General features: G+C 73.0%; 18 protein-coding genes. 8 read left to right on the top strand and 10 right to left on the bottom strand.

The features are described 5' to 3' along the window. Window positions 1-33: 33 nt before the first annotated feature. Window positions 34-1557 carry an adenylyl-sulfate kinase gene (gene cysC / locus Ani05nite_RS29220; RefSeq protein ID WP_203773675.1) on the bottom strand — a complete coding sequence of 508 codons (1524 nt, stop codon included), beginning with the start codon at window positions 1555-1557 and terminating at the stop codon, window positions 34-36. 156 nt (window positions 1558-1713) lie between these two features. Here cysC and Ani05nite_RS29215 point away from each other — a divergent pair, with 156 nt between their 5' ends. Beyond that, window positions 1714-3033, top strand: coding sequence for a glycoside hydrolase family 26 protein (locus tag Ani05nite_RS29215; RefSeq protein ID WP_239130732.1), 1320 nt, complete (start codon window positions 1714-1716; stop codon window positions 3031-3033). 1 nt (window position 3034) lies between these two features. Here Ani05nite_RS29215 and Ani05nite_RS29210 read toward each other — a convergent pair whose 3' ends face one another. After that, complete coding sequence (locus Ani05nite_RS29210) at window positions 3035-7054, bottom strand: hypothetical protein (protein ID WP_203773673.1); 4020 nt, start codon at window positions 7052-7054, stop codon at window positions 3035-3037. A 146-nt stretch (window positions 7055-7200) separates the two neighbouring features. Between Ani05nite_RS29210 and Ani05nite_RS29205 the strand changes: the two genes are divergently transcribed. From Ani05nite_RS29205 to Ani05nite_RS29190, 4 genes are read left to right on the top strand one after another with little or no spacing between them, the layout of a single operon-like run. Next, window positions 7201-8115 carry an ABC transporter ATP-binding protein gene (locus Ani05nite_RS29205; protein WP_203773671.1) on the top strand — a complete coding sequence of 305 codons (915 nt, stop codon included), beginning with the start codon at window positions 7201-7203 and terminating at the stop codon, window positions 8113-8115. Further along, on the top strand, window positions 8108-8971 hold the full coding sequence (locus Ani05nite_RS29200; RefSeq protein ID WP_203773669.1) for an ABC transporter permease: 864 nt from the start codon (window positions 8108-8110) through the stop codon (window positions 8969-8971). The genes Ani05nite_RS29205 and Ani05nite_RS29200 overlap by 8 nt, the downstream gene beginning before the upstream one ends. Continuing rightward, window positions 8968-9879: an ABC transporter ATP-binding protein gene (locus Ani05nite_RS29195; RefSeq protein ID WP_203773668.1), complete on the top strand. Its 912-nt coding sequence runs from the start codon at window positions 8968-8970 to the stop codon at window positions 9877-9879. The genes Ani05nite_RS29200 and Ani05nite_RS29195 overlap by 4 nt, the downstream gene beginning before the upstream one ends. Before the next feature lies 1 nt (window position 9880). After that, window positions 9881-10591 (top strand): ABC transporter permease, encoded by a 711-nt coding sequence (locus Ani05nite_RS29190; protein ID WP_203773666.1) that lies wholly within the window; start codon window positions 9881-9883, stop codon window positions 10589-10591. Between the two features lie 15 nt (window positions 10592-10606). Here the strand turns inward: Ani05nite_RS29190 and Ani05nite_RS29185 are convergent, their stop codons facing one another. From Ani05nite_RS29185 to Ani05nite_RS29160, 6 genes are all read right to left on the bottom strand, one after another. Continuing rightward, complete coding sequence (locus tag Ani05nite_RS29185; RefSeq protein ID WP_239130731.1) at window positions 10607-11539, bottom strand: endonuclease/exonuclease/phosphatase family protein; 933 nt, start codon at window positions 11537-11539, stop codon at window positions 10607-10609. 95 nt (window positions 11540-11634) lie between these two features. Beyond that, the gene (locus Ani05nite_RS29180) at window positions 11635-12354 is read right to left on the bottom strand and encodes a hypothetical protein (RefSeq protein WP_203773664.1); all 720 of its coding nucleotides are present in this window, start codon (window positions 12352-12354) and stop codon (window positions 11635-11637) included. A gap of 86 nt (window positions 12355-12440) precedes the next feature. Further along, the gene (locus tag Ani05nite_RS29175) at window positions 12441-13625 is read right to left on the bottom strand and encodes a S8 family peptidase (protein ID WP_239130730.1); all 1185 of its coding nucleotides are present in this window, start codon (window positions 13623-13625) and stop codon (window positions 12441-12443) included. An 85-nt stretch (window positions 13626-13710) separates the two neighbouring features. Continuing rightward, a complete protein-coding gene (locus tag Ani05nite_RS29170) occupies window positions 13711-14358 on the bottom strand; it encodes a maleylpyruvate isomerase family mycothiol-dependent enzyme (protein ID WP_203773662.1) in 648 nt (215 codons plus the stop codon). Then, window positions 14355-14807: a MarR family winged helix-turn-helix transcriptional regulator gene (locus tag Ani05nite_RS29165; protein WP_203773660.1), complete on the bottom strand. Its 453-nt coding sequence runs from the start codon at window positions 14805-14807 to the stop codon at window positions 14355-14357. The genes Ani05nite_RS29170 and Ani05nite_RS29165 overlap by 4 nt, the downstream gene beginning before the upstream one ends. A gap of 5 nt (window positions 14808-14812) precedes the next feature. Next, on the bottom strand, window positions 14813-15175 hold the full coding sequence (locus Ani05nite_RS29160; RefSeq protein WP_203773658.1) for a MerR family transcriptional regulator: 363 nt from the start codon (window positions 15173-15175) through the stop codon (window positions 14813-14815). A gap of 74 nt (window positions 15176-15249) precedes the next feature. Between Ani05nite_RS29160 and Ani05nite_RS29155 the strand changes: the two genes are divergently transcribed. Next, a complete protein-coding gene (locus Ani05nite_RS29155) occupies window positions 15250-15942 on the top strand; it encodes an SDR family oxidoreductase (RefSeq protein WP_203773656.1) in 693 nt (230 codons plus the stop codon). 54 nt (window positions 15943-15996) lie between these two features. On the opposite strand, the gene ppc is transcribed toward Ani05nite_RS29155, so the two are convergent. After that, window positions 15997-18774: a phosphoenolpyruvate carboxylase gene (gene ppc, locus Ani05nite_RS29150; RefSeq protein WP_203773654.1), complete on the bottom strand. Its 2778-nt coding sequence runs from the start codon at window positions 18772-18774 to the stop codon at window positions 15997-15999. Between the two features lie 209 nt (window positions 18775-18983). Between ppc and Ani05nite_RS29145 the strand changes: the two genes are divergently transcribed. Together Ani05nite_RS29145 and Ani05nite_RS29140 are read left to right on the top strand one after the other, a co-directional pair. Next, the gene (locus Ani05nite_RS29145; RefSeq protein ID WP_203773652.1) at window positions 18984-20552 is read left to right on the top strand and encodes a lysyl oxidase family protein; all 1569 of its coding nucleotides are present in this window, start codon (window positions 18984-18986) and stop codon (window positions 20550-20552) included. A gap of 131 nt (window positions 20553-20683) precedes the next feature. Continuing rightward, a complete protein-coding gene (locus Ani05nite_RS29140; RefSeq protein ID WP_203773650.1) occupies window positions 20684-22258 on the top strand; it encodes a lysyl oxidase family protein in 1575 nt (524 codons plus the stop codon). A 57-nt stretch (window positions 22259-22315) separates the two neighbouring features. On the opposite strand, the gene Ani05nite_RS29135 is transcribed toward Ani05nite_RS29140, so the two are convergent. Next, complete coding sequence (locus Ani05nite_RS29135; RefSeq protein ID WP_203773648.1) at window positions 22316-23386, bottom strand: glycoside hydrolase family 6 protein; 1071 nt, start codon at window positions 23384-23386, stop codon at window positions 22316-22318. Window positions 23387-23388 lie beyond the last annotated feature (2 nt).

Here is a 23388-nt window from a genome sequence, read left to right as displayed (position 1 = left end):
TACGCCGATGCGTAACTACTCCACCGCCACCGGTTACTTCATGTTCGGTTCCACCCAGCCCGTCTCCACCAGGTAGGCCAGCACCACGTCGATGGCCTCGGTCACGGTCAGATCGGTGGTGTCCAGCGTCAGCTCGGCGTCGGTCGGCTCCTCGTACGGGTCGTCGACGCCGGTCATCCCGCGCAGCTGGCCGGCCCGGGCGCGGGCGTACAGGCCCTTGCGGTCGCGGCGCTCGCAGACCTCCAGCGGGGTAGCCACGTGCACGAGCACGAAGCCGGCCCCCGCCTCGGTGGCCATCGCGCGCACGGCGGCGCGGGCGTCGGCGTACGGGGCGATCGGGCAGGCGATCGACATGCCGCGGTGCCGGGCCACCTCGGCGGCCACCCAGCCGATCCGCCGCACGTTGCGGTCGCGGTCCGCGCGGCTGAAGCCGAGGCCGGCCGAGAGCTCGCGGCGCACCACGTCGCCGTCGAGGAAGGTGATCGTGCGTTCGCCGCTCTCGCGCAGCGAGTCGGCGAGGCCGCGGGCGATGGTGGACTTGCCCGAGCCGGAGAAGCCGGTGAAGAAGACCACCAGGCCGCGGTGCCGGCGGGGCGGGCGCACCCGGGACAGCTCCTTGGCCACCGCGGGCGGGGTGTGCCACTCGGGCAGCGGGAAGCCGCGGTCGAGCAGGTCCTCCACCTCGGCGGAGGTCATCGCCAGCCGGCGGTTGCGCGGCGGGATGTCGTCGCGCCAGCGCCACTGGCCGTCCCGGTTGTCGTAGGCCAGTTCGCGGGGGACCAGCACCCGCAGGCCGGCGCCGGAGAGCATGTCGCCGGTGGACAGCACGTGGGTGACGCCGTACGCGGTCGCCACCCGGGCGCGGAGCAGGGCGTCGCGCATCTCGTCGCTGCGCGGCATCAGCGGCACCGCCACGATCGTCGCCGGCGGCATCCGGTCGCGGGCCGCGAAGACCGCCCGGACCAGCGCCTCGGGCGGCAGGCCGTCCGGGCCCGGGCCGGTGACCGGGATGATGATCAGCAGGTGGGCGGCGAGGGTGCGGGCGGCGTGCGCGATCTGGGCGAGCTGCGGGCGGTGCAGCGGGCGGTCGGCGATGACGCCGAGGACCCGGCCCGGGGGGAGCAGGGCCTTCACCTCCTCGGGGGTACGCCGCAGCCGCTGGAACGGCCCGTGCCCGCCGTCGCCCATCCGGCGCACCGTGCCGCCGATGGCGTACATCCGCTCGCTGGTCGGCCAGGCGTCGTGGACCTCGACCGCGGCGACCGGCGCGCCCTCGGGGTCGGTCAGCACCACCGTGCGGCGCAGCGGGTCGTCGAGGTCGAGGGCCGCGCCGATCTCGGCCGGGACCTCGCAGGTGACACCGACCGGCCACGGCGTCCCGTCGGCGAGGCGGCCCCGGCGGCGCAGGGCCGTCAGGTCGGCCCGCCCGAGGAACCCGGTCAACGGCGCGTACGCCCCGGAGAGCAGCAACTCCAGGTCGGCGAGTTCGTGCGCGCGGGGCGTGTACGACGGCGCGTCACGCAGCACGTCCTCGGGCAGCACAGAACCGTCGTTCACCTAAGACTCCCCTTGCAGCGGCTTGAGGGACAGTTTCGCAGCCGGAATCCCCGCGGTCGAGCGGGGTCGGCACTCTGTCTGATCTCGACCGTCGCCACGCGGCGAACCGGCCCCGGTAGTCGACAAAACGGACTTTAGGTCGCATAGTGGGCGATCGTGAGACGTCGACCGCACCGCACCAGGCTCCTGCACCTCGTCACCCTGACGGCGATCTTCGCGATGTCCGTGGTGGCCACTGTCTCCTGGGCCTGGACCGGCGGCGTCGACCAGCTCGGCCTGCCGGGCGAGGACCCGATCGTGACGTACCCGGGCCGCGCCCAGCCCCCGCTGCCCGGTGCGCGGCCGCCCGCCGAACCCGGCGTGCCCGCGGTCCCCGGCGCGCCGACGGCCGGCCCCAGCGCCTCGGGCGTACCCGGGCCGTCGGGCTCCGCCACCCCGAGCGCCGCCCCGGCCCGGCCCGGCCCGGGACAGACCGCCCTCGGCGGCCCCCGCCCCGCCCTGCGCGACCGGAGCGGCGGGCGGTGCCGCACCGGGCGCAAGCTCGTCCCGTCCTGCGGCGTGCTGTGGGGCGTGGCGCCCGGCGCCTTCACCGACGCCCGCGGCCGCCGGGCGCTGCACGACTTCGAGCGCAAGACCGGCCGGCACCAGGCCGTCTACCACGCCTACCACAAGGGCACCCGGCAGCTCTTCCCCACCGAGGCCGAGCGGGCCATCGCACGCGAGCCCGGCCGGGAACGCATCCTCTTCCTCAACTGGAAGCCGGCCGGCGCCACCTGGGCCCAGATCGCCCGGGGCGACAGGACCACCGACGCGTTCCTCGACCGGCTGGCCCGGCACATCGACAAGGAGTACCCGGAGCAGTTCTTCTTCACGGTGCACCACGAGGCCGAGGACAACGTGCGGGAGGAGAAGGGCTCCGGCTACACGGCCGGGGACTACGCGGCCATGTACCGGCACGTGGTGCGGCGGCTGCGCGCCCACGGGGTGGACAACCTGGTCACCGTGCTGGTGCACATGGCCTACGTGCCGCACACGTCCAAGAGCTGGTTCGACAAGATGTACCCGGGCGACGACGTGATCGACTGGATCGGCTTCGACACCTACGCCTACAGCGACCCCGGCTACGGCCACGGCGACTTCGCCGAGCTGCTGAACCGGCAGAGCTCGGGCCGCCCCAACTGGCCCGGCTTCTACAACTGGGCCACGGCCGAGCACCCGGACAAGCCGCTGATGGTCGCCGAGTGGGGCGTCTGGTCCTCCCGGCGGAACCCCGGCCACAAGGCGGAGTTCTACCGGGAGGTGGGCCGGCAGATCGGCAACTTCCCGAACATCCGGGCCCTGGTGCACTTCGACACCCCGCACAACCAGGAGGGCCGCGACTCGTCGGTGGACGCGACCCCGGACGCGCTGCGGGCCTACCGCAAGCTGGGCCGGCTGCCGATCTTCCAGGTCGACGTCGCGCCCAGCCTGCCGTAGCTCAGCGCCGCACGGTGACCGCCTTGGCGGTGGCCCGGCCGTCGGCGTGGCCGGCCCGGCGGGCGGTCACCGTCACGGTCAGCTTCTTGTTGCGCATCGACGACGTCAGCTTGAGCGACGCCGCGGTGGCCCCCTTGACCACCTTGCCGTTCAGCCGCCACTCGTAGCGGTACGAGTCGGCCCGGGGCGACCAGGTGCCGGCCGAGACCTTGACCGTGCGGCCGACCTTCGCCGTGCCGGTGATGGCCGGCTGCTTGGTCGCCGCCGGCGCCCTGCCCTTGGCCACCGCCGCCGTGGCCGGCGAGGTCGCCGTCCCGGGCGGGTAGCCCGAACGGGACGCCGTGACGGTCACGGTGAGCCGCTTGCCGAGCACCGCGGCGGGAATGAGCAACGACGCCCCGCCCGCGCCCCGGATGGCGGCGCCGTCGGCCCGCCACTGGTACGCGTACGAGGTCGCCGCGGGCGTCCAGCTGCCGGCCGACACCTTGACGGTCGAGCCGACCGCGACGGTCCCGCTGATCGCCGGCGCCTTGGTGGCCCGCAGCGGCGACAGCGTGACCGTGAACGCGGCGGCCAGCACCACCGGCTCGTCGTCGGCGCCGAACGAGTCGACGCTCACGGCGGCCGGGCCGGCCGGCGCGGTCGTCAGGTCCACCTCGGCCGTCAGCGTCCTGCGGTCCGCCGACACCGTCTTGACCGTGGCGGTCAGCGCCGGGCCGCCCGCCGGTGTGACCACGACGGTGTCCCGCAGGTGCAGAGCGGTGCCGGTGACGGTGAACGTGCGCTTGCCGCCGGTGGCCACGGACGCCGGCGCGGCGGCGGTCACCGTGAACGCCTCACCGCCGCACAGCGAGCTGGTGTTCCGGCAGATCGCCTCCAGCCGGTACGGGTGCGCGCTCGCCCGGTTCCCGTTGGTCAGCAGGTACACGGTCGGCTCCAGCCGTTCCCGGCCGGACCAGCAGTGGAAGCCGCCCTCGCCGATGGCGCAGGACTGCATGCCGGCGCTGCCGGTGACGGCGTACATGCCCGCGTCCCAGAAGTAGGCGTCGTCCGGGTCCACCGGGTTGCTGACGTCGATGTCCAGGTCGTCGTAGTAGGTGGCCGGGGCGACCACGCACATCGCCGGCTTGGAGCTGCTCAGCGTGCCGGTGTACGGGCCGAAGCCGTACGCGGCGGACGGCACCGGGGCGCACTCGGCGGGCGGCTTGCCCCCGGACCACACCTTCCACACGTCGAGCTGGTACGCCGTGCTGCCGGTGCCCAGGCTCCACACCAGCACCTGGTACTTCGTCTTGCCGGTGACCGCGCAGGCGCTGACGTAGCCGGCGCACGAGGTGGTCTTCCCGTCCGGGTCCAGGATGATCGTCCGCGACACGTTGTCCTGGTCGCGGGTGTCGATCGCGATCCGGTCGGTGGCCGCCGCCGCGACCTGGTAGCAGCGCAGGTCCGCCCGCGAGCTCAGGGTGCCGGTCAGCGACGGTCCGCCGACCACGGTGGACGTCACCTGCTGGCAGCCGGTGGCGTTGCTGGTGACGTCCTTGCGGGAGAACCGGTACGTGCCGGTGGCCGTGCTGCCCTCCACCAGGACCGTGGCCGCGCCCGCCTCCAGGTCGCAGATGGTGAAGCCGGCCTCCAGCGCCTGGGTGCCGCAGCGCCGGGTGCCGGTCGGGCCGAACACGGACAGGCGGGCCTTGCCGGTGCCGGCGGTGCGCTGGAACGACAGCGCCTCGGCGGCGGCGTGCTGGCCGGCCGGCAGCGTGAAGCAGCCGGCGAACTTGTCGCCGCCGAGCGTCAGGGACGGCTGGGCGCCGCTCGGCAGCACCGGGCAGGCCGGGCCGCCGGTGGTCCGGGCGAAGCTCAGCGCGTACGGGCCGGCGACCGTGTCGGTGTCCTCGTCGAGGTGCAGCAGGACCCGGAACGGCGCGGTCCCCTCCAGCACGCAGGAGTAGTCGCGCAGCTGGGAGAGGTCGCACTCGTATCGGCCGCCGGCGTCGGACACCGTCATCTCGGGCCGGCCCGTGCCGGTGGCGTCCTGCGGCTTGAGCAGGGCCAGCCCCGCGCCGGTCGGCGTGGGCAGCAGCAGGCAGTCGAGCTGGCCGGCGGTCGTGAACGCTCCCTTGACCGGGGCGGCGGTGGGCTGGTCGGAGACGTTCACGCAGCCGTCGGTGCCGGCCGCGGGCAGAAACACGGTGGCGTAGGTGCCGCCGTCGGTCGTCAGCGTGTAGGGCCCGGCCGCCGGGAACGTGCAGTACCCGACGCCGCACACCTTCTTGCCGGCCCGGTCGTAGATCGTGCCGTAGTCGTGGTAGTTGTCCTTGTCGACGACATCGACGTGGTAGGCGCCGGCCGCGGGCACCGACAGGATGCGGCACCGGCTCGCCGTCAGCGGACCGGCCGGGGCCGCGTTGTACCGGCCGGCGGCGACAGTCGCGCAGCCCTGCGGGTCGTTCAGCCGGCGGGCCTCGACCGAGTAGCCCCGGTTGTCGGAGTCCTCGCTCCAGGACGCCTCGGTGATGACCCGGTACGGACCCGGGCCGGGCAGCACGCACCCCGTCTCGTCGTCCTCGCGGACCGCGTCGCAGATGCGCGCGCCGGTGCCGTCGGTGATCCAGCCGCCGGACCGCAGGTCGATCCGGTCACCCGGCCGGGCGTCCAGCGGGTTGCAGCCGACCAGCAGCGGCGCCGTCGCCGGCACCTCCAGCCGGGGGGCGTCCCACGAGGTGCCCACGGTCGCGCCGCAGCCGGCCGTCGTGGCGAGCGGGTAGACGGCGGCGGTGAAGGTCTGCGGACCCGCCCACGAGTCGCTGTGCTCGCCGAACAGGGTGTACGTGCCCGCCGCGGGCAGCGGGCACAGCGCGCCGTTCTCGCCCCACTTGGTGCAGAGCGCCGCGCCGGTGTGGTCGGCCACCCGCCAGTTCAGGTACTGGGCGTTGGTGAAGGTGAGCAGGTGCAGGCCCGCCACCGCGGTGGTGAAGGTGGCGCAGGTGAGGTTCGTGCCCTCGATGGTCGCGGTCACGAGGTGCTCGCCCGGCCCGCCGAAGGTCGCCGGCGTGAGGTCCGCGCAACCGTCCGGGTCGGACAGCCGGGTCACGGCCAGCTGGTACGTCGTCGCGTTGCCGTACTGCTCGGTGAGGAAGAAGTGGTACGGCCCGGCGCCGGTCAGCGTGCACTCGCGGGTGTCCTGCAGGTAGCAGATCTCCTCGCCGGCGGCGTTCTCCAGCTGCCCGCGCACGTCGCCGCCGCCGGACACCGCGATCCGCACGAGGGCGCCCTCGGCCTGCTCGAAGCGGTGGCAGCGGCCGGCGGAACCGGCGGCCAGCGTGCCCTCGCGGGCGGTCGTGGGGAAGGCGAGGGAGCCGCTCGTCAGGGTGGCGCAGGACGACGGGTGCGACCGCGAGTCGAGGCCGAGCACGTAGCCGTTGCTGCCGGAGCCGGAGTAGAGGGTCACCGCGATCGTGTACGTGCCGGCCGCGCCCAGGACGCAATCGTTCGGGTACGACCCCAGGTAGCAGGACGTCTCGCCATCGGCGCCGGTGAGCCAGGCGCTCAGGCTGTCGCCGCCCTCCACCAGCGCGCGCAGCACCACGAGCAGCCGCTCGTTGTCCGCCGTGGTGGTCAGCGTGTAGACGTGACGCTGCTTGTCCTTGATCTCCGGGCACTCCAGCACCGCGCCGGGCTCGATCACCCCGCCGCAGGGCTCGGCCGCGGCCGCCCCGGCGCGCTCGGGGGTCCGGCCCGGCTTCGGCGTGGCCGGCTTCGCGGGCCCGGGCGCCGACGGCGAAGAGCTGACCGCCGCGGTCGGGGTGGCGGTCGGCGCGGGCTCCGGGGCCGACGGGGACGGTGTGGCCGTCGGGGTCGGCTTGGCCGGGGCGGAGGCCGGCGCGGACGGCGCGGGCTCCGCCACGGCGGCTGTGGCCTGCTGCGGGGCGACGAGCAGGGCGGCCGCGACGGCGACGCCCGCGAGCGCCCGGACGACCCGGTGTGTGCTGTGCCGTGCGCGCTTCGACAGGCGTGATGCCATGCGCCGTACCCCCGTGGTGCTTCGATGTCCGATGAAATCCAGCGGCATCTTTGCATGCACCGCGATCTCCGTGTGTCCCGTATCAGGGGGTGACTCGGGGGTTCACCTGATCCGCCTCGGTGACAACGCTTTCTAGGCTGTCGGCTGTGAGCCTCATCGTTACCCAAGGGTTGACCAAGACGTACGGCACGCAGGTGACCGCCCTGCATGACCTGACCGTCGCTGTCGAGCCCGGGATCATCGGACTGGTCGGCGCCAACGGCGCCGGCAAGTCGACCTTCATCAAGATCATGTTGGGACTGATCGCGCCGACCGGCGGGCAGGTGCGGGTCTTCGACATCGATCCCACCGTCGACCCCGACCGGGTCCGGGCGAAGGTCGGCTACATGCCGGAGCACGACGCGCTGCCACCGGACGTCTCCGCGGCCGAGTTCGTCACCCACCTGGGCCGGATCAGCGGGCTGCCGCGCACCGCCGCCCGCGAGCGCGCCTCCGAGGCGCTGCGCCACGTGGGGCTCTACGAGGAGCGCTACCGGCAGATCGGCGGCTACTCGACCGGCATGAAGCAGCGGGTCAAGCTGGCCCAGTCGCTGGTGCACGACCCCGACCTGCTGCTGCTCGACGAGCCGACCAACGGCCTCGACCCGGCCGGGCGCGACGCCATGCTGGCGCTGATCCAGCGGATCGGCAGCGAGTTCGGCATCTCCGTGGTGGTCTGCTCGCACCTGCTCGGCGAGGTCGAGCGGATCTGCGACTCGCTGGTGGCCATCGAGGGCGGCCGGCTGCTGCGGGCCGACCGGATCTCGGCCATGACCGAGGCCAGCGAGGTGCTCGCGATCGAGGTCAGCGAGGGTACGGACGAGCTGGCGGCGGCGCTGACGGCGCTGGAGCTGCCGGTCACCCGCGACGGCCGGATGGTGCTGGTGCCGCTGACCAACGAGGCCACCTACGACCACGTCCTGCGGGTGGTGGCCGATCTCGACCTGCCGCTGCACCGCCTGGACCAGCGACGCCACCGGGTGGCCGAGCTCTTCGCCACGAGGGAGACCGCGGATGCCTGAGTCGAGCGTCATCCACGACATCGGATACCAGCGCTACACCGGCCCGCGGCTGGGCCGCGCCGCCGTGTTCGGCGCGATCTACGTGCACGGCCTGCGCGCCGCGTACGGCTTCGGCCGGTCGGCCAAGTCCAAGATCTTCCCGTGGCTGGTCTTCGGGATCGTCGCGCTGGTCGCGGTCATCCTCGCGGCGGTCCGGGCCCAGCTCGGCACGCTGCCGCTGAACTACATCCAGTTCGCCGACGCGATGAGCTGGCTGATCATCTTCTTCGTGGCGATCGTGGCGCCCGAGCTGGTCTCCCGGGACCTGCGCGCCGGGGTGCTGCCGCTGTACTTCAGCCGCCCGTTGCGCGCCGCCGACTACATCGGCGCCAAGGTCGCCGCGATGGTGACGGCGGTGTGGATCCTGCTGGCCGGGCCGCAGCTGATCATCTTCCTGGGCGGCGCCTTCACCACCAAGACCGGCATGTCCGGGGTCTGGAACGAGATCGAGGACCTGCTGCCGGCGTGGGGCTACAGCCTGATCTGGGCGCTGGTCTTCACCGGCATCGGGATGCTGATCGCCTCCCTGACCGGCAAGCGGGCGTTCGCCGCCGGCGGCATCGTCGCCGTCTTCCTGATGACCACCCCGGTGGTCGGCGTGCTGTCCATCCTGCCGTCCTCGACGGCCCAGGACCTGGCCGGCCTGGCCAGCCCGATGACCCTGGTCAGCGGCGTCGGGCAGTGGCTGATCAGCGGGGCCAACACGGGTTTGAACATCGGCGAGTTCGGCCCGGTGTACGCCATCGAGGCGATCACCCTGGTCGCCACCTGCCTGCTGCTGCTACTGGCCCGCTACCGGAGGGTGGCCTCGCTGTGACCACGGTGCAACTCGAGAACGTGTCCCGCTGGTACGGCAACGTGGTGGCGGTCAACGACATCAGCATGACGCTGGAGCCGGGCGTCACCGGCCTGCTCGGCCCGAACGGCGCCGGCAAGACCACCGTGCTGCACATGATGGCGGGCTTCCTGTCGCCCTCGCGCGGCACGGTCACCGTCGACGGCTCGCCGACCTGGCGCAACCCCGGGGTCTACCGGCAGCTGGGTCTGGTCGCCGAGCGGGAGGCGGTGCACGGCTTCCTCACCGCCCGCGAGTTCGTCCGCGCGAGCGCCAAGATGCAGAAGCTGCCCGATCCCGCGGCCGCGGCCGAGCAGGCGCTGCACATGGTCGAGATGACCGACGCCGCCGACCGCCGCATCGAGACGTACTCCAAGGGCATGCGCCAGCGCACCCGGGTCGCGGCCGCGCTGGTCCACAACCCGCAGGTGCTGCTGCTGGACGAGCCGTTCAACGGCATGGACCCGCGGCAGCGGATGCACATGATGGGCCTGCTGCACGAGCTCGGCGACCGCGGTCACACGGTGCTGTTCAGCTCGCACATCCTGGAGGAGGTGGAGCAGGTCTCCGGCACGGTCCAGGTGATCGTGGCCGGCCGGCTGGCCGCCTCCGGCGACTACCGCAAGATCCGCCGGTTGATGACCAACCGCCCGCACGTGTTCGCCGTGCAGTCGTCCGACGACCGCCGGCTGGCGGTGGCGCTGATCGGCGAGAAGTCGGTCAGCGGCGTGGAGATCGACCCGGCCGGGCTGACCGTGCGCGCGTCGGACTACGGCAGCTTCACCCGCGCCCTGCCGCGCATCGCCATCGACGAGGGCATCCGGCTGCGCAAGCTGCTGCCCTCCGACGAATCCCTGGAGAGTGTCTTCTCCTACCTGCTGGAGGCCTGACGTGTCGACCGTTGCGTGGATCACCGCCCGCGGGCTGTTCGGCCGGCGCCGGGTGCTCCTGCTGCTGCCCCTGCCGCTGCTGCTGGTGGGCCTGGCCCTGCTGTGCCGGGCGTACGACGTGAACCCGGCCGAGTGGGGCACGCCGGTGCTGGTCGGCCTGGGCCTGGCCGTGATGCTGCCGGTGATCACCCTGATCGTGGGCACCGGCGTGCTGGGCTCCGAAGTGGACGACGGCACGATCGTGCACATCCTGACCAAGCCGCTGCCGCGCCGCGACATCATCCTGGCCAAGCTCGGCGTGGCGATCGGCGTGAGCGCGGTGACGTCGGCGGTGCCGCTGTTCGTGGCCGGCGCGCTGGCCGACTCGGTCCGGCTGGGTCTGGGCCTGGCCGCGGCCGCGGCGGTGGGCGCCTGCGCGTACGCCGCCTTCTTCCTGCTGCTGAGCCTGCTGACCCGGCGGCCGGTGCTGCTCGGCCTGGTCTACATCCTGGTCTGGGAGGGCCTGCTGGGCCGCTTCGTCAGCGGCACCCGGGTGCTGTCCATCGAGCAGTACGTGATCACGATTGCCGACAAGATCGCGCCGACTGGCATCCTGGAGGCCCGGGTCTCGCCGACCGTTTCGCTCGTGATGACGGTGATCTTCGTGGTGGGCTGCACGCTGGCGGCGGTGGACCGGCTGCGCAGCTTCAGCATGGCCGGCGAGACGAGCTGAGCCCGGGCGCCGGGCTCACAGCCGGATGCGCGCCGCGATCGGCCGGTGGTCACTGCCGGTCGCGGGCAGCGTCCGGAGCTCGGTGACGGTCACCGACCGCCCCAGGACCTGGTCGATGCGGGCCACCGGGGCCCGGGCCGGCCAGCTGAACGCGAAGGTCGACCGCGCGGTGGTCAGCGGGCCCAGCGCGGCCAGCCCGCGATCGTCCACCGTGAGGTTGAGATCGCCCATGACGATCACCTCGGGCAGCGGCTCGGCGGCGAGGACCGCGCCGAGCCGCCGGGCGCTCTCGTCCCGCGGAGCGGACCCGAACCCACCCGGGCCGATCCGTACCGACGGCAGATGGGCGACGTAGACGGCGACGTCCCCGCCCGGCGTCGCCGCGACCGCCCGCAGCCCCCGGTTCCAGTCCGCGCCGAACGCCCGCGGCCGGATGTCCACCAGCCGCGCCCCGCTGAGCGGAAACCGCGACCACAGCCCGACGGTGCCCTGGACGGTGTGGTGCGCGTACTCGGCGGGCAGCGCGGCGGCGTAGGCGGGCAGGGCGGCCGGCGTCAGCTCCTCCAGCGCGATCAGGTCGGGCCGGGCCGCGGCGAGCGCCCGGGCCGTGCCGGCCGGGTCGCGGTTCTCGTCGCTGACGTTGTGCTGCACGACGGTGAGGTCGTACGGCGCATCGTCGCGCGGCAGGAGATGGCCGCCGAAGACCGCCAGCCAGGCGACGAGGGGAAGCAGCGCGGCGAGAGCGGCGAGGCGCGAGCGGCGCCACCAGGCGAGGGCGAAAAGCGGCGGGATGGTCAGGCCGAGCCAGGGCAGGAACGTCTCGACGAGACTGCCGAGCCGCCCGACGGTGTTCGGCACGGCCCGGTGGAAGACCAGCAGGAAGGCCACGATCACGGCGAGCGCCGCGACGAGCCGGCCACTCCCGCGACGACGACCGAGGCTGCGCACGTCGCGATGCTGCCAGGCCCGCGCAAACGGCTGAATTCGATCGGCTCCTGACCTCGCCGGCGGCTGCCCGCGGCTCGTTCGTCAGCGGTTCGTGCTCACGACCCCATGGTCTCGTACAGATCCTCCGGCGCCTCCCTGGTCGGGGTGGGCGGCTCGGGCGCCGGCGCGCTGCCGTACCCGCTGATCTCCAGAGTCCAGGTGCCGGCCGGCTCGGGCGGCACCGTGCCCGCGGGCAGGTCGACCACCAGCCGGCCGAGGCGGCCCTGGGCGTCCAGGGTCGCGGTGAAGGCCGGCCTGCCCTCCAGGCGTCGCTCCACCGGTTGCAGGGCGATGCCACCGCCGATCATCCCGGTGACGGCCAGGGTGCCCCGGACGGTCGAGCCGTCCATCGTGGCCGTCTCCACCGCGCTCAACAGGTTCGTCGCCCCGGTGCGGTCGGGTTTCGTGACGGCCAGTCCGTGCCGGGCCGCGGCCTCCGGGATCCGGGCGAGGTCCAGGTGCTCCCAGCGGGCGTCCCGCCTGGTCCGGCTCGTCCGCGAGTACTTGTCCGGCCCGATCACCACCTCGTCGATCACCTCGCCGTCCGGGTCGCTGAACGTGGTGGTCCGGGTGGCCGCGGCGTGCGCCAGGTCGGTGGTGCCGGCGATCCGCACGTCGGGCATGGCGATCGTGTAGCGGTAGTTGCCGGCGGTCAGGCCGGCGAGCGACGCGGCGAGGGCCGCCTTCGGATCGGCGGGTGCGGTTGCCGCCGGGTGCGAGCACGCCGTGAGCGACAGGCCGGCGAGCAGCAGCACGGTGGACCGAAGACGGATCATGGGTGGAGCTTAGGGACAACGGTCGATCGTCGATGCGCCGGGCGCAGCCGGCAGGATGCGCCCGGCGCCCGCATCGGCGGAACAGCTCAGAACGTGCCCGTGTAGAGCAGCCGGTTCGGTGAGCCGGAGCCCGGGCTCGTCACGACGCCCGCGGTCGCGGCGGCGACGACGGCGCTGTGCACCTGCGCCGGTGAGTCGCCCGGGTGGGTGGCCAGGTACAGCGCGGCGGCGCCGGTCACGTGCGGGGTGGCCATCGACGTGCCGCTGATCGTGTTGGTGGCGGTGTCACTGGTGGACCAGGCGGAGGTGATGCTGATGCCCGGGGCGAAGACGTCGACGCAGGTGCCGCGGTTGGCCCAGGACGGCTTGGCGTCGCTGCTGTTGGTCGCGGAGACGGTGATCGCGGTGTCGACCCGGGCCGGCGACTGGGTGCAGGCGTCCAGGGCGAAGAGGCCGAACAGGCCGTTGCCGGCCGCGATCGCGTAGCTGACGCCGGAGGCGATCGAGGCGCGTACGGCGTTGTCCAGGGCGGTGTCGGCGCCGCCGCCGAGGCTCATGTTGGCCACGGCGGGCTTGACCGCGTTGGCGGTGACCCAGTCGATGCCGGCGGCGACCTGCGCGGTGGTCCCGCTGCCCTCGCAGTCGAGCACGCGTACGGCGACGAGCTGGACGCCCTTGGCGACGCCGTAGGAGTTGCCGCCGACGGTGCCGGCGACGTGCGTGCCGTGGCCGTTGCAGTCGTCCGCCGCGCCGCCGTCGACCGCGTCGTATCCGCTGGTGGCCCGCCCACCGAAGTCGCCGTGGGTGGTGCGGATCCCGGTGTCGATGATGTAGGCGTGCACGTTGGCCGCGGTCGTGCTGTAGGTGTACGCCTGGTTCAGCGGGCGGTTGCGCTGGTCGATGCGGTCCAGGCCGTAGGACGGCGGGTTGATCTGCGTGTCGGAGCTGTGATGGATCATGTTGGGCTGCACGAACGCGACGTCCGGGTCGGCCGCCACCTGCCGCGCCTGGCGCGCCGACATGGTCGCCGCAAAGCCGTTGAAGACCCGCGTGTACGTGTGTAGCACAGTCGCGTCGTGCTCGGCGGCAACCGTGCGAGCGACCCGGCCGGACTTGAGGACGACGACGTAGCTGTCGGGCACCACCTCGGCCCCGGGCGCCGAGAGGACGGCTGCCTCGGCCGGTGCCGCCTGCGCACCGGTGCTGAACCCGAGGATCGACAGAACAACGGCGCTCGCCGCAGCGGCGCCCCGACGGATGGCTGTTCCCACCTGAGCCTCCCCACATCGAGTGGTCAAGCAACCACGCCAAGTGAAATTACCAGCCGTATCGACCGACGGAAATATAAAACGTCGGTCAGGGGTCGCCGATCCGGCCCGCCAGGCTCGGCCGGCCGGGGCCGGACAGGTCCGCGAGGGCGGCCGCCCGTCCGCAGGCCGCCATGACCAGCGCCTCGGCGGGACCGGTCACGACGGTGCCCGACCCGCCCTGCCAGTCGGTGTCGGTGGCGACCAGCTTCAGCCCGTCCAGCCGGCCCGGGGTCACCAATGTGGACGCCACGGCCGGCGAGGTGAGGTATTCCAGCAGCACCCGCCAGTGCTCGATCGGCACGTCCGCGGCCAGGCCGAGCGGCCGGGCGATGTCCCGCAGGTGCACGCACGTGTCGGTGAACGGGCCCAGCGGCCCGATCCGCGGCGGGTTCACCCGATCCCCGGCGTGCTGCCGGAGCAGGGCGGTCAGCTCCCGGCGCGGCCGGCGGGCGAGTCGCCGGGTGAGGTGGTCAACGGTCCGGTCGGTGTCGCCGCGGTGACGCAGGGCGGCGAGGAAGAACCGCCCGAAGCCGACCAGCATCGGCTGGACGAGGTGCGCGGCCAGGTCGTGCACGGTCCAGCCGGCGCACAACGTCCGGGCCCGCCACTGCTCGTCGTCGAGCGTGTCGAGGAAGTCGGCGATCATCAGGCGGTTGCCGGTGGTCCGGGCGTAGACCTCGGCGTCGGTGATCATGCTGCGCCGCCGGCTCGCCGGCGGATGTCGCGGCTCAGCGATCGCAGGACCTCGGCCGCCGTCGCGATCTCCTCGGGCGTGCGGTCCGGCGCCAGCGAGGCCAGCTGCCGCAGCTCCTCGGCCCGGATCCGGTCGATCGTCCCGGCCCCGGCCTGAGTCAGCGCGATGAGCACCGAGCGCCGGTGTGCCGGATTCGCCCGCGACTCCACCAACCCGAGCGCGAGCAGGTCGTTGACGTGGCGCTGGACGCCCTGCCGGGCCAGTTCCAGCCGGTCCGCGATGGTGGGCACCGGCGCCGGGCCGTGCTCGGCGAGAACCTCCAGCACCGCGCGAGTCCCCACGCTCAGCCCGTACGGCCGCAGCGCCGCCTCGACCACGCGGGCCGAGTTGAGCACCAGCGGCCGGACGTGCCGGAGGACCTCGTACAGCGCCGCGCCCCGATCCAACATGACAACTATGATGTCATACAGGGGTGGGTGGGGTCCGAGGCGATCGCGATCACCCGGTCGAGGCGGTCCCGGGTGGCGATCAGGCCGGCGATCTGCTCGTCGATGCGGTCGCGCTCCGCCGCCAGCCGCGCCAGCGATTCCGGGGTGCTGACCCCCGCGTCCACGCAGGGCAGCAGCTCGAGGATCGTGCGGCTGGGCAGCCCCGCCGCGTAGAGCTGCTGGATGAGCTGCACCCGGTCCACCGCCGCCGGGGGATAGACCCGCTGGCCGCGCGGCGTGCGCTGGGCCGCCAGCAGCCCCTGCTCCTCGTAGTACCGCAGCGCGCGGACGCTCACGCCCGCCGCCCCGGCCAGCTCGCCGATCCGCACGGTGCTCCTCCCGGGGGTGACGCCCGCCACCACCCTTGCCTCTGACGTCAACGTCAGGTTCTAGCGTAGCCGCCATGAAGATTTCTGGATCCGTCGCGCTGGTCACCGGCGCCAACCGCGGCATCGGCCGGCAGCTCGCCCTCGAACTGCTCGCCCGGGGCGCGGCCAAGGTCTACGCCACCGCGCGCCGGCCCGAGCTCGTGGACATCCCCGGGGCCGAGGTGCTGGCGCTGGACATCACCGATCCGGCCTCGGTCGCCGCGGCGGCCGCGCGGGCCGGCGACGTCGACCTGCTCATCAACAACGCCGGCGTCTCCACCTTCAGCAACCTGGTCACCGGCGACCTCGACAAGATCCGGCTGGAGCTGGACACGCACTTCTGGGGCACCCTGCACGTCATCCGGGCGTTCGCGCCGGTGCTCGGCGGCGGCGCGATCCTCAACGTGCTGTCCCGGCTGTCCTGGGTCTCCTACGACGGCGCGAACGCCTACAGCGTGGCCAAGGCCGCCGAGTGGAGCCTGACCAACGGCGTCCGGCTGGAGCTGGCCGCCCAGGGCACGCTGGTGACCGGGCTGCTGCTCGGCGCGGCCGACACCGACATGATGGCCGGGTTCGCCATCGACAAGACCGATCCCGCCGTGATCGCCCGGGCCGCGCTCGACGGCATCGAGGCCGGCGCGATCGAGGTGGTCGCGGACGAGGCCACCGCCCAGGTCAAGGCCGCGCTGGCCGGCGACCCGCGGCTGCTCTACCCCGCGGCGGTCTGACCGGGCGACGGCCGGGCCCCGCGCGGCGGGACCCGGCCGGGTGTCCACAAGGGATCAGCCGGTGTTGCGCATGCCGGCCGCGATGCCGTTGACCGTCGTCAGCAGCGCGCGTTCCAGCGCCGTCACGTCCGACGGCGAGCGGCGGGCGCCCGGTCCCGTCGACACCTCGTTGCCCTCGGCGTTCAGCTCGCGGTACTGGCGCAGCAGCGCGACCTGCAGGTGGTGCAGCGGCTCCAGGTACGTGTCCCGGACCCCCAGCGTGCGGGCCAGCTCGGGCTGGTCGGCCAGCAGGGTGTCGCGGCCGGTGATGGCCAGGACCTGCTCGACCGTGCGGGCGTACTCCCGCTCGATGGTGCCGAAGATGCCCTTGAGCTCGGCCGGGACCAGGGTGTCGACGTACCGGCGGGCGATCGTCAGGTCCGTCTTCTGCAGCATCATCTCCACGTTGGAGATGAACGTGCGGAAGAACTGCCAGTTCGCGTACATCTCCCGCAGGACCTCGGCCTGGCCGGACTCGCGGACCGCGGCCAGGCCGGTGCCCACGCCGAACCAGCCCGGGACGATCTGGCGGGTCTGGGTCCAGCCGAACACCCACGGGATGGCCCGCAGGCCGCCCAGGCCGGCGTCCGCGTTCGGCCGCTTCGCCGGCCGGGAGCCGATGTTCAGCGCGCCCAGCAGCTCGGTCGGGGTCGCCGCCCAGAAGTACGCCGGCAGGTCCGGGTTCTCGACCAGCGCCCGGTACGCCCCGAAGGCCGCCGCCGACGCGGTGTCCATCGCCCCGTCCCAGCGGGCCAGCGAGGTCAGGTCGACCGACGGCGACGTGTGCAGCAGCGTCGCCTGGAGCACGGCCGCCACCGTCAGCTCCAGGTTCTCCCGGGCCAGCGCGGGCAGCGTGTACTTGTCGGAGATGACCTCGCCCTGCTCGGTCACCTTGATCGCGCCGTCCAGCGTGCCGTACGGCTGGGCCAGGATCGCCTCGTGGGTCGGGCCGCCGCCGCGCCCCACCGTGCCGCCGCGGCCGTGGAACAGCCGCAGCCGCACGCCGTGCCGGGCCGCGACGTCGCGCAGCGCCCGCTGCGCCTTGTGGATCGACCACTGGCTGGTGGTGATCCCGGCCTCCTTGTTGCTGTCGGAGTAGCCGAGCATGACCTCCTGGAGATCCCCGCGGCTGCGCACGATCTCCCGGTACGCCGGCAGGGACAGCATCTCGTCCAGCAGCTCGCCGCCGGCGTCCAGCTCGGCCGGCGTCTCCAGCAGCGGCACGATGCCGATCCGGGCCCGGCCGGTGTGGATGTCGATCAGGCCGGCCTCGCGGGCCAGCACCGCCGCGGCGAGCACGTCGTCCACGCCCAGGGTCATCGAGATGATGTACGACTCGACGACGTCGGCGCCGAACCGGTCCTGCGCGTCGCGGATCGTGGTGAACACGTCGAAGGTCTTGCGCGCCGCGTCGGTCAGCGGGGTGTCGATGCTGGACAGCGGGCGTCGGCCGCCCAGCTCGGTGGCGAGCAGCTTGGTGCGCTCGGGCCGGTCCAGCGACAGGTAGTCGTCGACCTCGCCGACCTTGCCGTACATCTGGGCCAGCACCTCGTGGTGCTTCTCGGCGTGCTCCCGGACGTCGAGCGTGGCCAGCTGGAGGCCGAAGGCGGACACCGTACGGATCGCCGAGGCGACCGTGCCGACCGCGGTGAGCTGCCCCGAGTTGCGGGCCAGCGACGCCCGGATCAGCTCCAGGTCGCCGACCAGCTCGTCGGTGCCGAGGTAGTCGCGGCCCGGCACGTGCGCGGTGCCGCTGCCCAGCCGCTTGCGCGTGTTGGCCAGCTTGGCCTTGATGCAGCGCACCTTCAGCCGGTACGGCTCCTCGGCGTTGGTGCGCCGGAACCGGGGCGCCACCTCGGGCAGCGCGTCGAGGTCCTTGGCCAGGCTGGCGGACAGGTCGAGGGACACCCCGCGCAGCCGCTTGGAGACCGACAGCTCGTCGATGAGGGCGTCCATCGCCGCCTCGGTGGCCTGGATGCCGTGCTCGTGCTGGATGATCAGCACGTCGCGGGTGACGGCCGGGGTGACGAACGGGTTGCCGTCGCGGTCACCGCCGATCCAGCTGCCGAAGGTCAGCGGGCGCGACGTCGGCGAGGTCTCCACGCCGAGCCCGCGCAGCGTCTCGGCGAGGTCGTCGAGCACCTGCGGGGCGGCGTCGGCGTACAGGTCCTTGAGGTAGTAGACGGCGTTGCGGGCCTCGTCGGTCGGGTCGGGCCGGTCCAGGCGCAGCTCGTCGGTCTGCCAGAGCAGGTCGATCAGCTCGGCGAAGCGGCGCGTCGAGGCGGTGGTGTCGGAGGCGCCGTACAGCACCGCGGCGGCCGCCTCGCCGTCCAGCGAGTCGGCCAGCTGGCGCAGCTTCGACAGGATCGACCGGCGGGCGGCCTCGGTGGGGTGCGCGGTGAAGACCGGGCGCACCGCCAGCCGCCGGGCGGCCGCGGCGATCTCGTCGGCGGGCACGCCGTGCTCGGCGATGCGCTTGGCGGCCTGGTCCAGCCAGCCGCCGTCGCGGGCCCGGCGGCGCTGCAGGTCGCGGGCGCGGTGCACCTGCTCGGTGATGTTGGCCAGGTGGAAATAGGTGGAGAACGCCCGGGCCAGCTTGGTGCCGGTCGTGACGTCCATGGCGGCGAGGCGCTCGGCGGCGGCCGGGGCGTCGGCCCGGACCAGCGCCCGGACCTCCTCGACCAGGTCGAGCAGGGGCTTGCCCTCCTGGCGGGCCAGGGTCTGGCCGAGCAGCGTGCCGATGCGCCGGATGTCGGCGCGCAGCGCCGCGTCGGGGTCGTGCTGGTCTGTCATCGGAGCGCTCCTCAACGAAGGGCCTGCAGGGGGATTTCCGCCGCGGACGGGATCGGCATCGCGTGCGGAGGACAGCGCTGTCCCGACTTCGCCGATCGTATCGGTGCCCCGCTCCGGCGGGGTGATTTGAGGCAAGTCTCATAGGCGCTTACGCCCGCTTCACGCCCTTCGGGATTACCTGTGCGCACAAATCTCCGGGGAGGACAAGAATGCCGAGAAGGACACGAATCGCGGTGGCCGGCGCCGTGGCCGGGGCGCTGGGCCTGGCCGTCGCCGGGATGGGGGTGGCGGACGCCGCCACCGCCCCGCCACCGCTGGCCTTCACCATGGCCACACCGAACGTACTGGCCGAGCGGTACGTGTACGACGGTGAGGCGTACCTGGACTTCGACCTCGGGGTCAACGTCATCGCCGGCCGGGATCCGCTGGAGATCCGGGCGAAGCGCTCGTCGTACGCCAAGCCGATCACCGCCGAGCAGATCGTGCGGCGCAACGGCAAGAAAAAGGCGGTGGCGCTGCCGGCCGGGATGGTCACCGGCTGGGGCGGCCTCAAGAACTTCACCACCATCACGCTCAGGAACGCCGCCGGCAAGCAGGTCGCCGCCTACCAGACGGACTTCTGCCCGAACGCCTACGAATCGGCCCGGACCCGGCGCGACGCCCCGGCCCAGAACCCGTACCCACGGGGCTGTTCGGACAGCCCGTTCAACCTGGGCGCGGTGTGGGGCATCCAGGCCGGCTGGAACGCCCCCGTTGCCAGCCTGCCCCCGGCCCGGGGCTTCGACCTGGCCGACGGCGCGTACACCGCGACCGTCTCGGTCAACAAGAAGTACCGGGACTACTTCAAGGTCGCGGCGAAGAACGCGACGCTGAAGCTCAACGTCACGGTCAAGACCGTCGACGACGGCAAGGACGAGGAAGCGGCCGTGGCCCGGATCCGGGCGGCCCGGGCGGGCGACGACACCGCCGAGGCGGCCGCGGTGGCCGAGCACGGCGAGCACGCCGGCCAGGGTGACGAGAGCCGGCAGGTCTCGGCGTACCGGCCGGGTTTCCGGCCGCCGGCCAAGCGGCCGAAGACCGTGAAGGCGTCGGCCGTGGCCAAGGGCCCGCGCCCGGACCTGCGCTCGCTGCCGGCCTGGGGCATCTCGCTGTCCCAGGAGGACAAGAAGTGGTACGTCAACTTCGGCGCCACCGTGTGGAACGGGGGCTCGTCGCCGTTGCTGGTGGACGGCTTCCGGCGTACCGGCACGGAGCGGATGGACGCGTACCAGTACTTCTTCGACGCCAAGGGCAAGGAGGTCGGCTCGGTCGCCGCGGGCACGATGGAGTGGGACGCCCGGGAGGGTCACCGGCACTGGCACTTCACCGACTTCGCCCAGTACAACCTGCTGAAGGCCGACAAGAAGGTCGCGGTGCGCAGCGGCAAGGAGGCGTTCTGCCTGGCCAACACCGACGCGGTGGACTACACGATCCCGAACGCCAAGTGGCGCCCGGACAACACGGATCTGTCCAGCTCGTGCGGGCAGAACACCGCGGTGGCGGTGCGTGAGGTGCTGGACATCGGCAACGGTGACACGTACACCCAGGACCGGCCGGGCCAGTCGTTCGACATCACCAGCCTGCCCAACGGCACGTACTACATCGAGGTCAAGGCCAACCCGGCCCACAAGCTGGCCGAGCTGAGCACCAAGAACAACACCGCGTTGCGCAAGGTGATCCTCGGCGGCACGCCGGCCGCGCGCACGCTCAAGGTGCCGTCGGTCAACGGGCTCGACTGATGAGCGACGGCGCCGGCCACCGTTTCGCGCATTTACGTGCGTGATTCGATTCGGGTCTCATCGATCCTCACGTCCGCTTCACGCCTTACCCGCTTGTGTGGGCGCATCGCAGCCCTCTGGGGAGGAAAAGCATGACAAGAAGGACCCGGATCCTGGTGGCCGGCGCCGTCGCCACCGCCGTCGGCCTGACCGCCGGCGGCATGGGCGTGGCGAACGCGGCCACCGATCCGCCGCCGCTGGCGCTCACCCTCGCCACCACCAACGTGGTCGCCGAGCGCTACGTGTGGGGTGACGAGAGCTACCTGTACTTCGATCTGGGCGTCAACGTGATCGCGGGCAAGAACCCGTTCGAGATCCGGGCGACCCGCAAGTCGTACGCCGACCCGATCGTCGCCAAGCAGATCGTGCTCAAGAACGGCAAGAAGACGGAGGTCACGCTGCCGGCCGGGATGGTCACCGGGTGGAACGGCCTCAAGGACTTCACCACGGTCACCATCAAGAACGCGGCGGGCGCCGAGGTCGCGACCTACCAGACGGACTTCTGCCCGAACTCGTACGGCTCGGCGCGGACCCGGCGGGACGCCCCGGCCGAGACCCCGTACCCGCAGGGCTGCTCGTGGAACCCGTTCACGCTCGGCGCGGTCTGGGGCATCCAGGCCGGCTGGAACGGCACCACCGACAGCCTGCCGAGCACCGGCGCCCTGGACCTCGCCGACGGCGACTACACGGCCACCGTCACGCTGAACAAGAAGTACCAGGACTACTTCAAGATCGCGGCGGGCGGGTCCGCGCTCAGCGTCAACGTCAAGGTCGAGACCGTCGACGAGGGCAAGGGCGCCGGCGAGGCCGTCAAGGCCAAGGTCAAGGCGGCCCGTGAGGGCTCCGACACCGCCGAGGCGGCCGCGGTCGCCGAGCACGGCGAGCACGCCGGCCAGGGCGACCCCAAGCTCCAGGTCTCCGCGTACGACCCGCAGTTCCGGCCGCCGGCCCGCAAGCCGAAGGCGGTCCGGGCGTCCAGCATCGCCAAGGGCCCGCGCCCCGACCTGCGCTCGCTGCCCGCCTGGGGGATCTCGCTGTCCCAGGAAGAGGACAAGTGGTTCGTGAACTTCGGCGCGACGGTGTGGAACGGCGGCACGTCCCCCCTGCTGGTGGACGGCTTCCGGCAGACCGGCACCGAGCTGATGGACGCGTACCAGTACTTCTTCGACGCCAAGGGCAAGGAGGTCGGCTCGGTCGCCGCGGGCACGATGGAGTGGGACGCCCGGGAGGGTCACCGGCACTGGCACTTCACCGACTTCGCGCAGTACAACCTGCTCGGCGCCGACCAGAAGCTGGCCGTGCGCAGCGGCAAGGAAGCCTTCTGCCTGGCCAACACCGACGCGGTCGACTACACGATCCCGAACGCCAAGTGGCGCCCGGAGAACACCGACCTGTCCAGCTCGTGCGGGCAGAACACCGCGGTGGCGGTGCGCGAGGTGCTCGACATCGGCAACGGTGACACGTACACCCAGGACCGGCCCGGCCAGTCCTTCGACATCACCGACCTGCCCAACGGCACCTACTACATCGAGGTCAAGGCCAACCCGGCCAACAAGCTGACCGAGCTCAGCACCACCAACAACACCGCGCTGCGCAAGATCGTTCTCGGCGGCACGCCGGCCGCGCGCACGCTCGAGGTGCCCCCGGTCCACGGCATCGAGGGCTGACCCACCGAACGTCCGCGGGCGCCGGCTCCAGCGTGGGGGCCGGCGCCCGCGGGCCGGTCAGGACGGCGGCCGGGCCAGGTCCAGCGCGTACTCCGGCCACCATTCGCCGGCCGGGGGAGCGCCCCGGCCGCAGGCGCCGTCGGACTCGCCGGGCCGTTTGATCCACAGGTACGCGTCGGCCAGCGGCACGCCGGTCCGGGTGGTCGGCGTCTCGCCGAGGGCCCGGCCGGGGGGATTGCACCAGTGCCGGTTGCCGCCGCCCTTCTGCGCCGGGCCGTTGCCGTTGCGGCTGGTGTCCACGACGAAGTGCGCGCCGCTGAGCAGCCGGGACAGCCGCTTGCCGTAGGCCACGTTGTCCGCCGTCGTCTCGAAGTTGGCCACGTTGAGCGAGAAGCCGGAGGCCCGCGCGACGCCGGCCCGGCGCAGGGCGGCGGTCAACCGGGACGGCTCGGTGATCCAGGTCGGGTTGCCCGCGTCGAGATACACCAGCAGCCCCGGGACGGCCCGCAGCGCGTCGACGGCCTCGGCCAGCAGGTCGTAGCGCTCGCCCGCGGCGTCGTCGTCCAGGCAGCCCTGCACGGCCTGCGGCACCGCGTCGGGTTCGAGCACGATCAGCGCCCGGTGGCCGCGCAACGCCTCGGCCAGGGTGCGTACCCAGGTCCGGTACTGCTCGGCGCCGGCCGCGCCGCCGGCCGACTGACCGGCGCAGTCCCGGTCCGGGATGTTGTAGAGGGTGAGCACCGGCAGCCGGCCGGCCGCGGTCGCGGCCGTGACCAGCTCGCGGGCCCGCCGGTCGTAACCGGGGTTCTCGTCGGCGAACCAGGTCGCGGTGGGCTGGTCGGCGATCCGCCGGATGATCGCGACCTCGGCGGTACGCCCGGTGGCCCGCCACGCCGCGACCTGGTTCATCGCCGCGCCGTGGGGGTCCACGTACAGCTCGGCGCCGGCCAGCCGCCCGCCCGCCACCGCGGCGGGCCCACCGGACCGGCCGGACGCCGGGCCCTGCACCACCGGCGAGTCCTCGCCGCGCCGCGCGAGCACCACGATGGCCGCGACGACCAGCACGAAGGCCAGCCCGGCGGCGGGCAGCGCCCAGCGGCCCGGTCCGCCGATGGCGTGTCTGGCCATCG

Origin of the sequence: Actinoplanes nipponensis (assembly GCF_016862275.1) — a bacterium.
In the GTDB taxonomy this organism is placed as follows: domain Bacteria; phylum Actinomycetota; class Actinomycetes; order Mycobacteriales; family Micromonosporaceae; genus Actinoplanes; species Actinoplanes nipponensis.
The sequence above is the reverse complement of the archived record's forward strand: the minus strand, read 5'-3'. Positions and strand labels throughout refer to the sequence as shown.

What these genes read in the sequence shown, in the direction of transcription:
- Ani05nite_RS29210 (WP_203773673.1), bottom strand. Translation starts at nt 7,054, where the DNA reads ATGGCATCACGCCTGTCGAAGCGCGCACGGCACAGCACACACCGGGTC.
- Ani05nite_RS29155 (WP_203773656.1), top strand. Translation starts at nt 15,250, where the DNA reads ATGAAGATTTCTGGATCCGTCGCGCTGGTCACCGGCGCCAACCGCGGC.
- ppc (WP_203773654.1), bottom strand. Translation starts at nt 18,774, where the DNA reads ATGACAGACCAGCACGACCCCGACGCGGCGCTGCGCGCCGACATCCGG.
- Ani05nite_RS29140 (WP_203773650.1), top strand. Translation starts at nt 20,684, where the DNA reads ATGACAAGAAGGACCCGGATCCTGGTGGCCGGCGCCGTCGCCACCGCC.
- Ani05nite_RS29135 (WP_203773648.1), bottom strand. Translation starts at nt 23,386, where the DNA reads ATGGCCAGACACGCCATCGGCGGACCGGGCCGCTGGGCGCTGCCCGCC.
- Ani05nite_RS29165 (WP_203773660.1), bottom strand. Translation starts at nt 14,807, where the DNA reads ATGTTGGATCGGGGCGCGGCGCTGTACGAGGTCCTCCGGCACGTCCGG.
- Ani05nite_RS29180 (WP_203773664.1), bottom strand. Translation starts at nt 12,354, where the DNA reads ATGATCCGTCTTCGGTCCACCGTGCTGCTGCTCGCCGGCCTGTCGCTC.
- Ani05nite_RS29200 (WP_203773669.1), top strand. Translation starts at nt 8,108, where the DNA reads ATGCCTGAGTCGAGCGTCATCCACGACATCGGATACCAGCGCTACACC.
- Ani05nite_RS29170 (WP_203773662.1), bottom strand. Translation starts at nt 14,358, where the DNA reads ATGATCACCGACGCCGAGGTCTACGCCCGGACCACCGGCAACCGCCTG.
- Ani05nite_RS29145 (WP_203773652.1), top strand. Translation starts at nt 18,984, where the DNA reads ATGCCGAGAAGGACACGAATCGCGGTGGCCGGCGCCGTGGCCGGGGCG.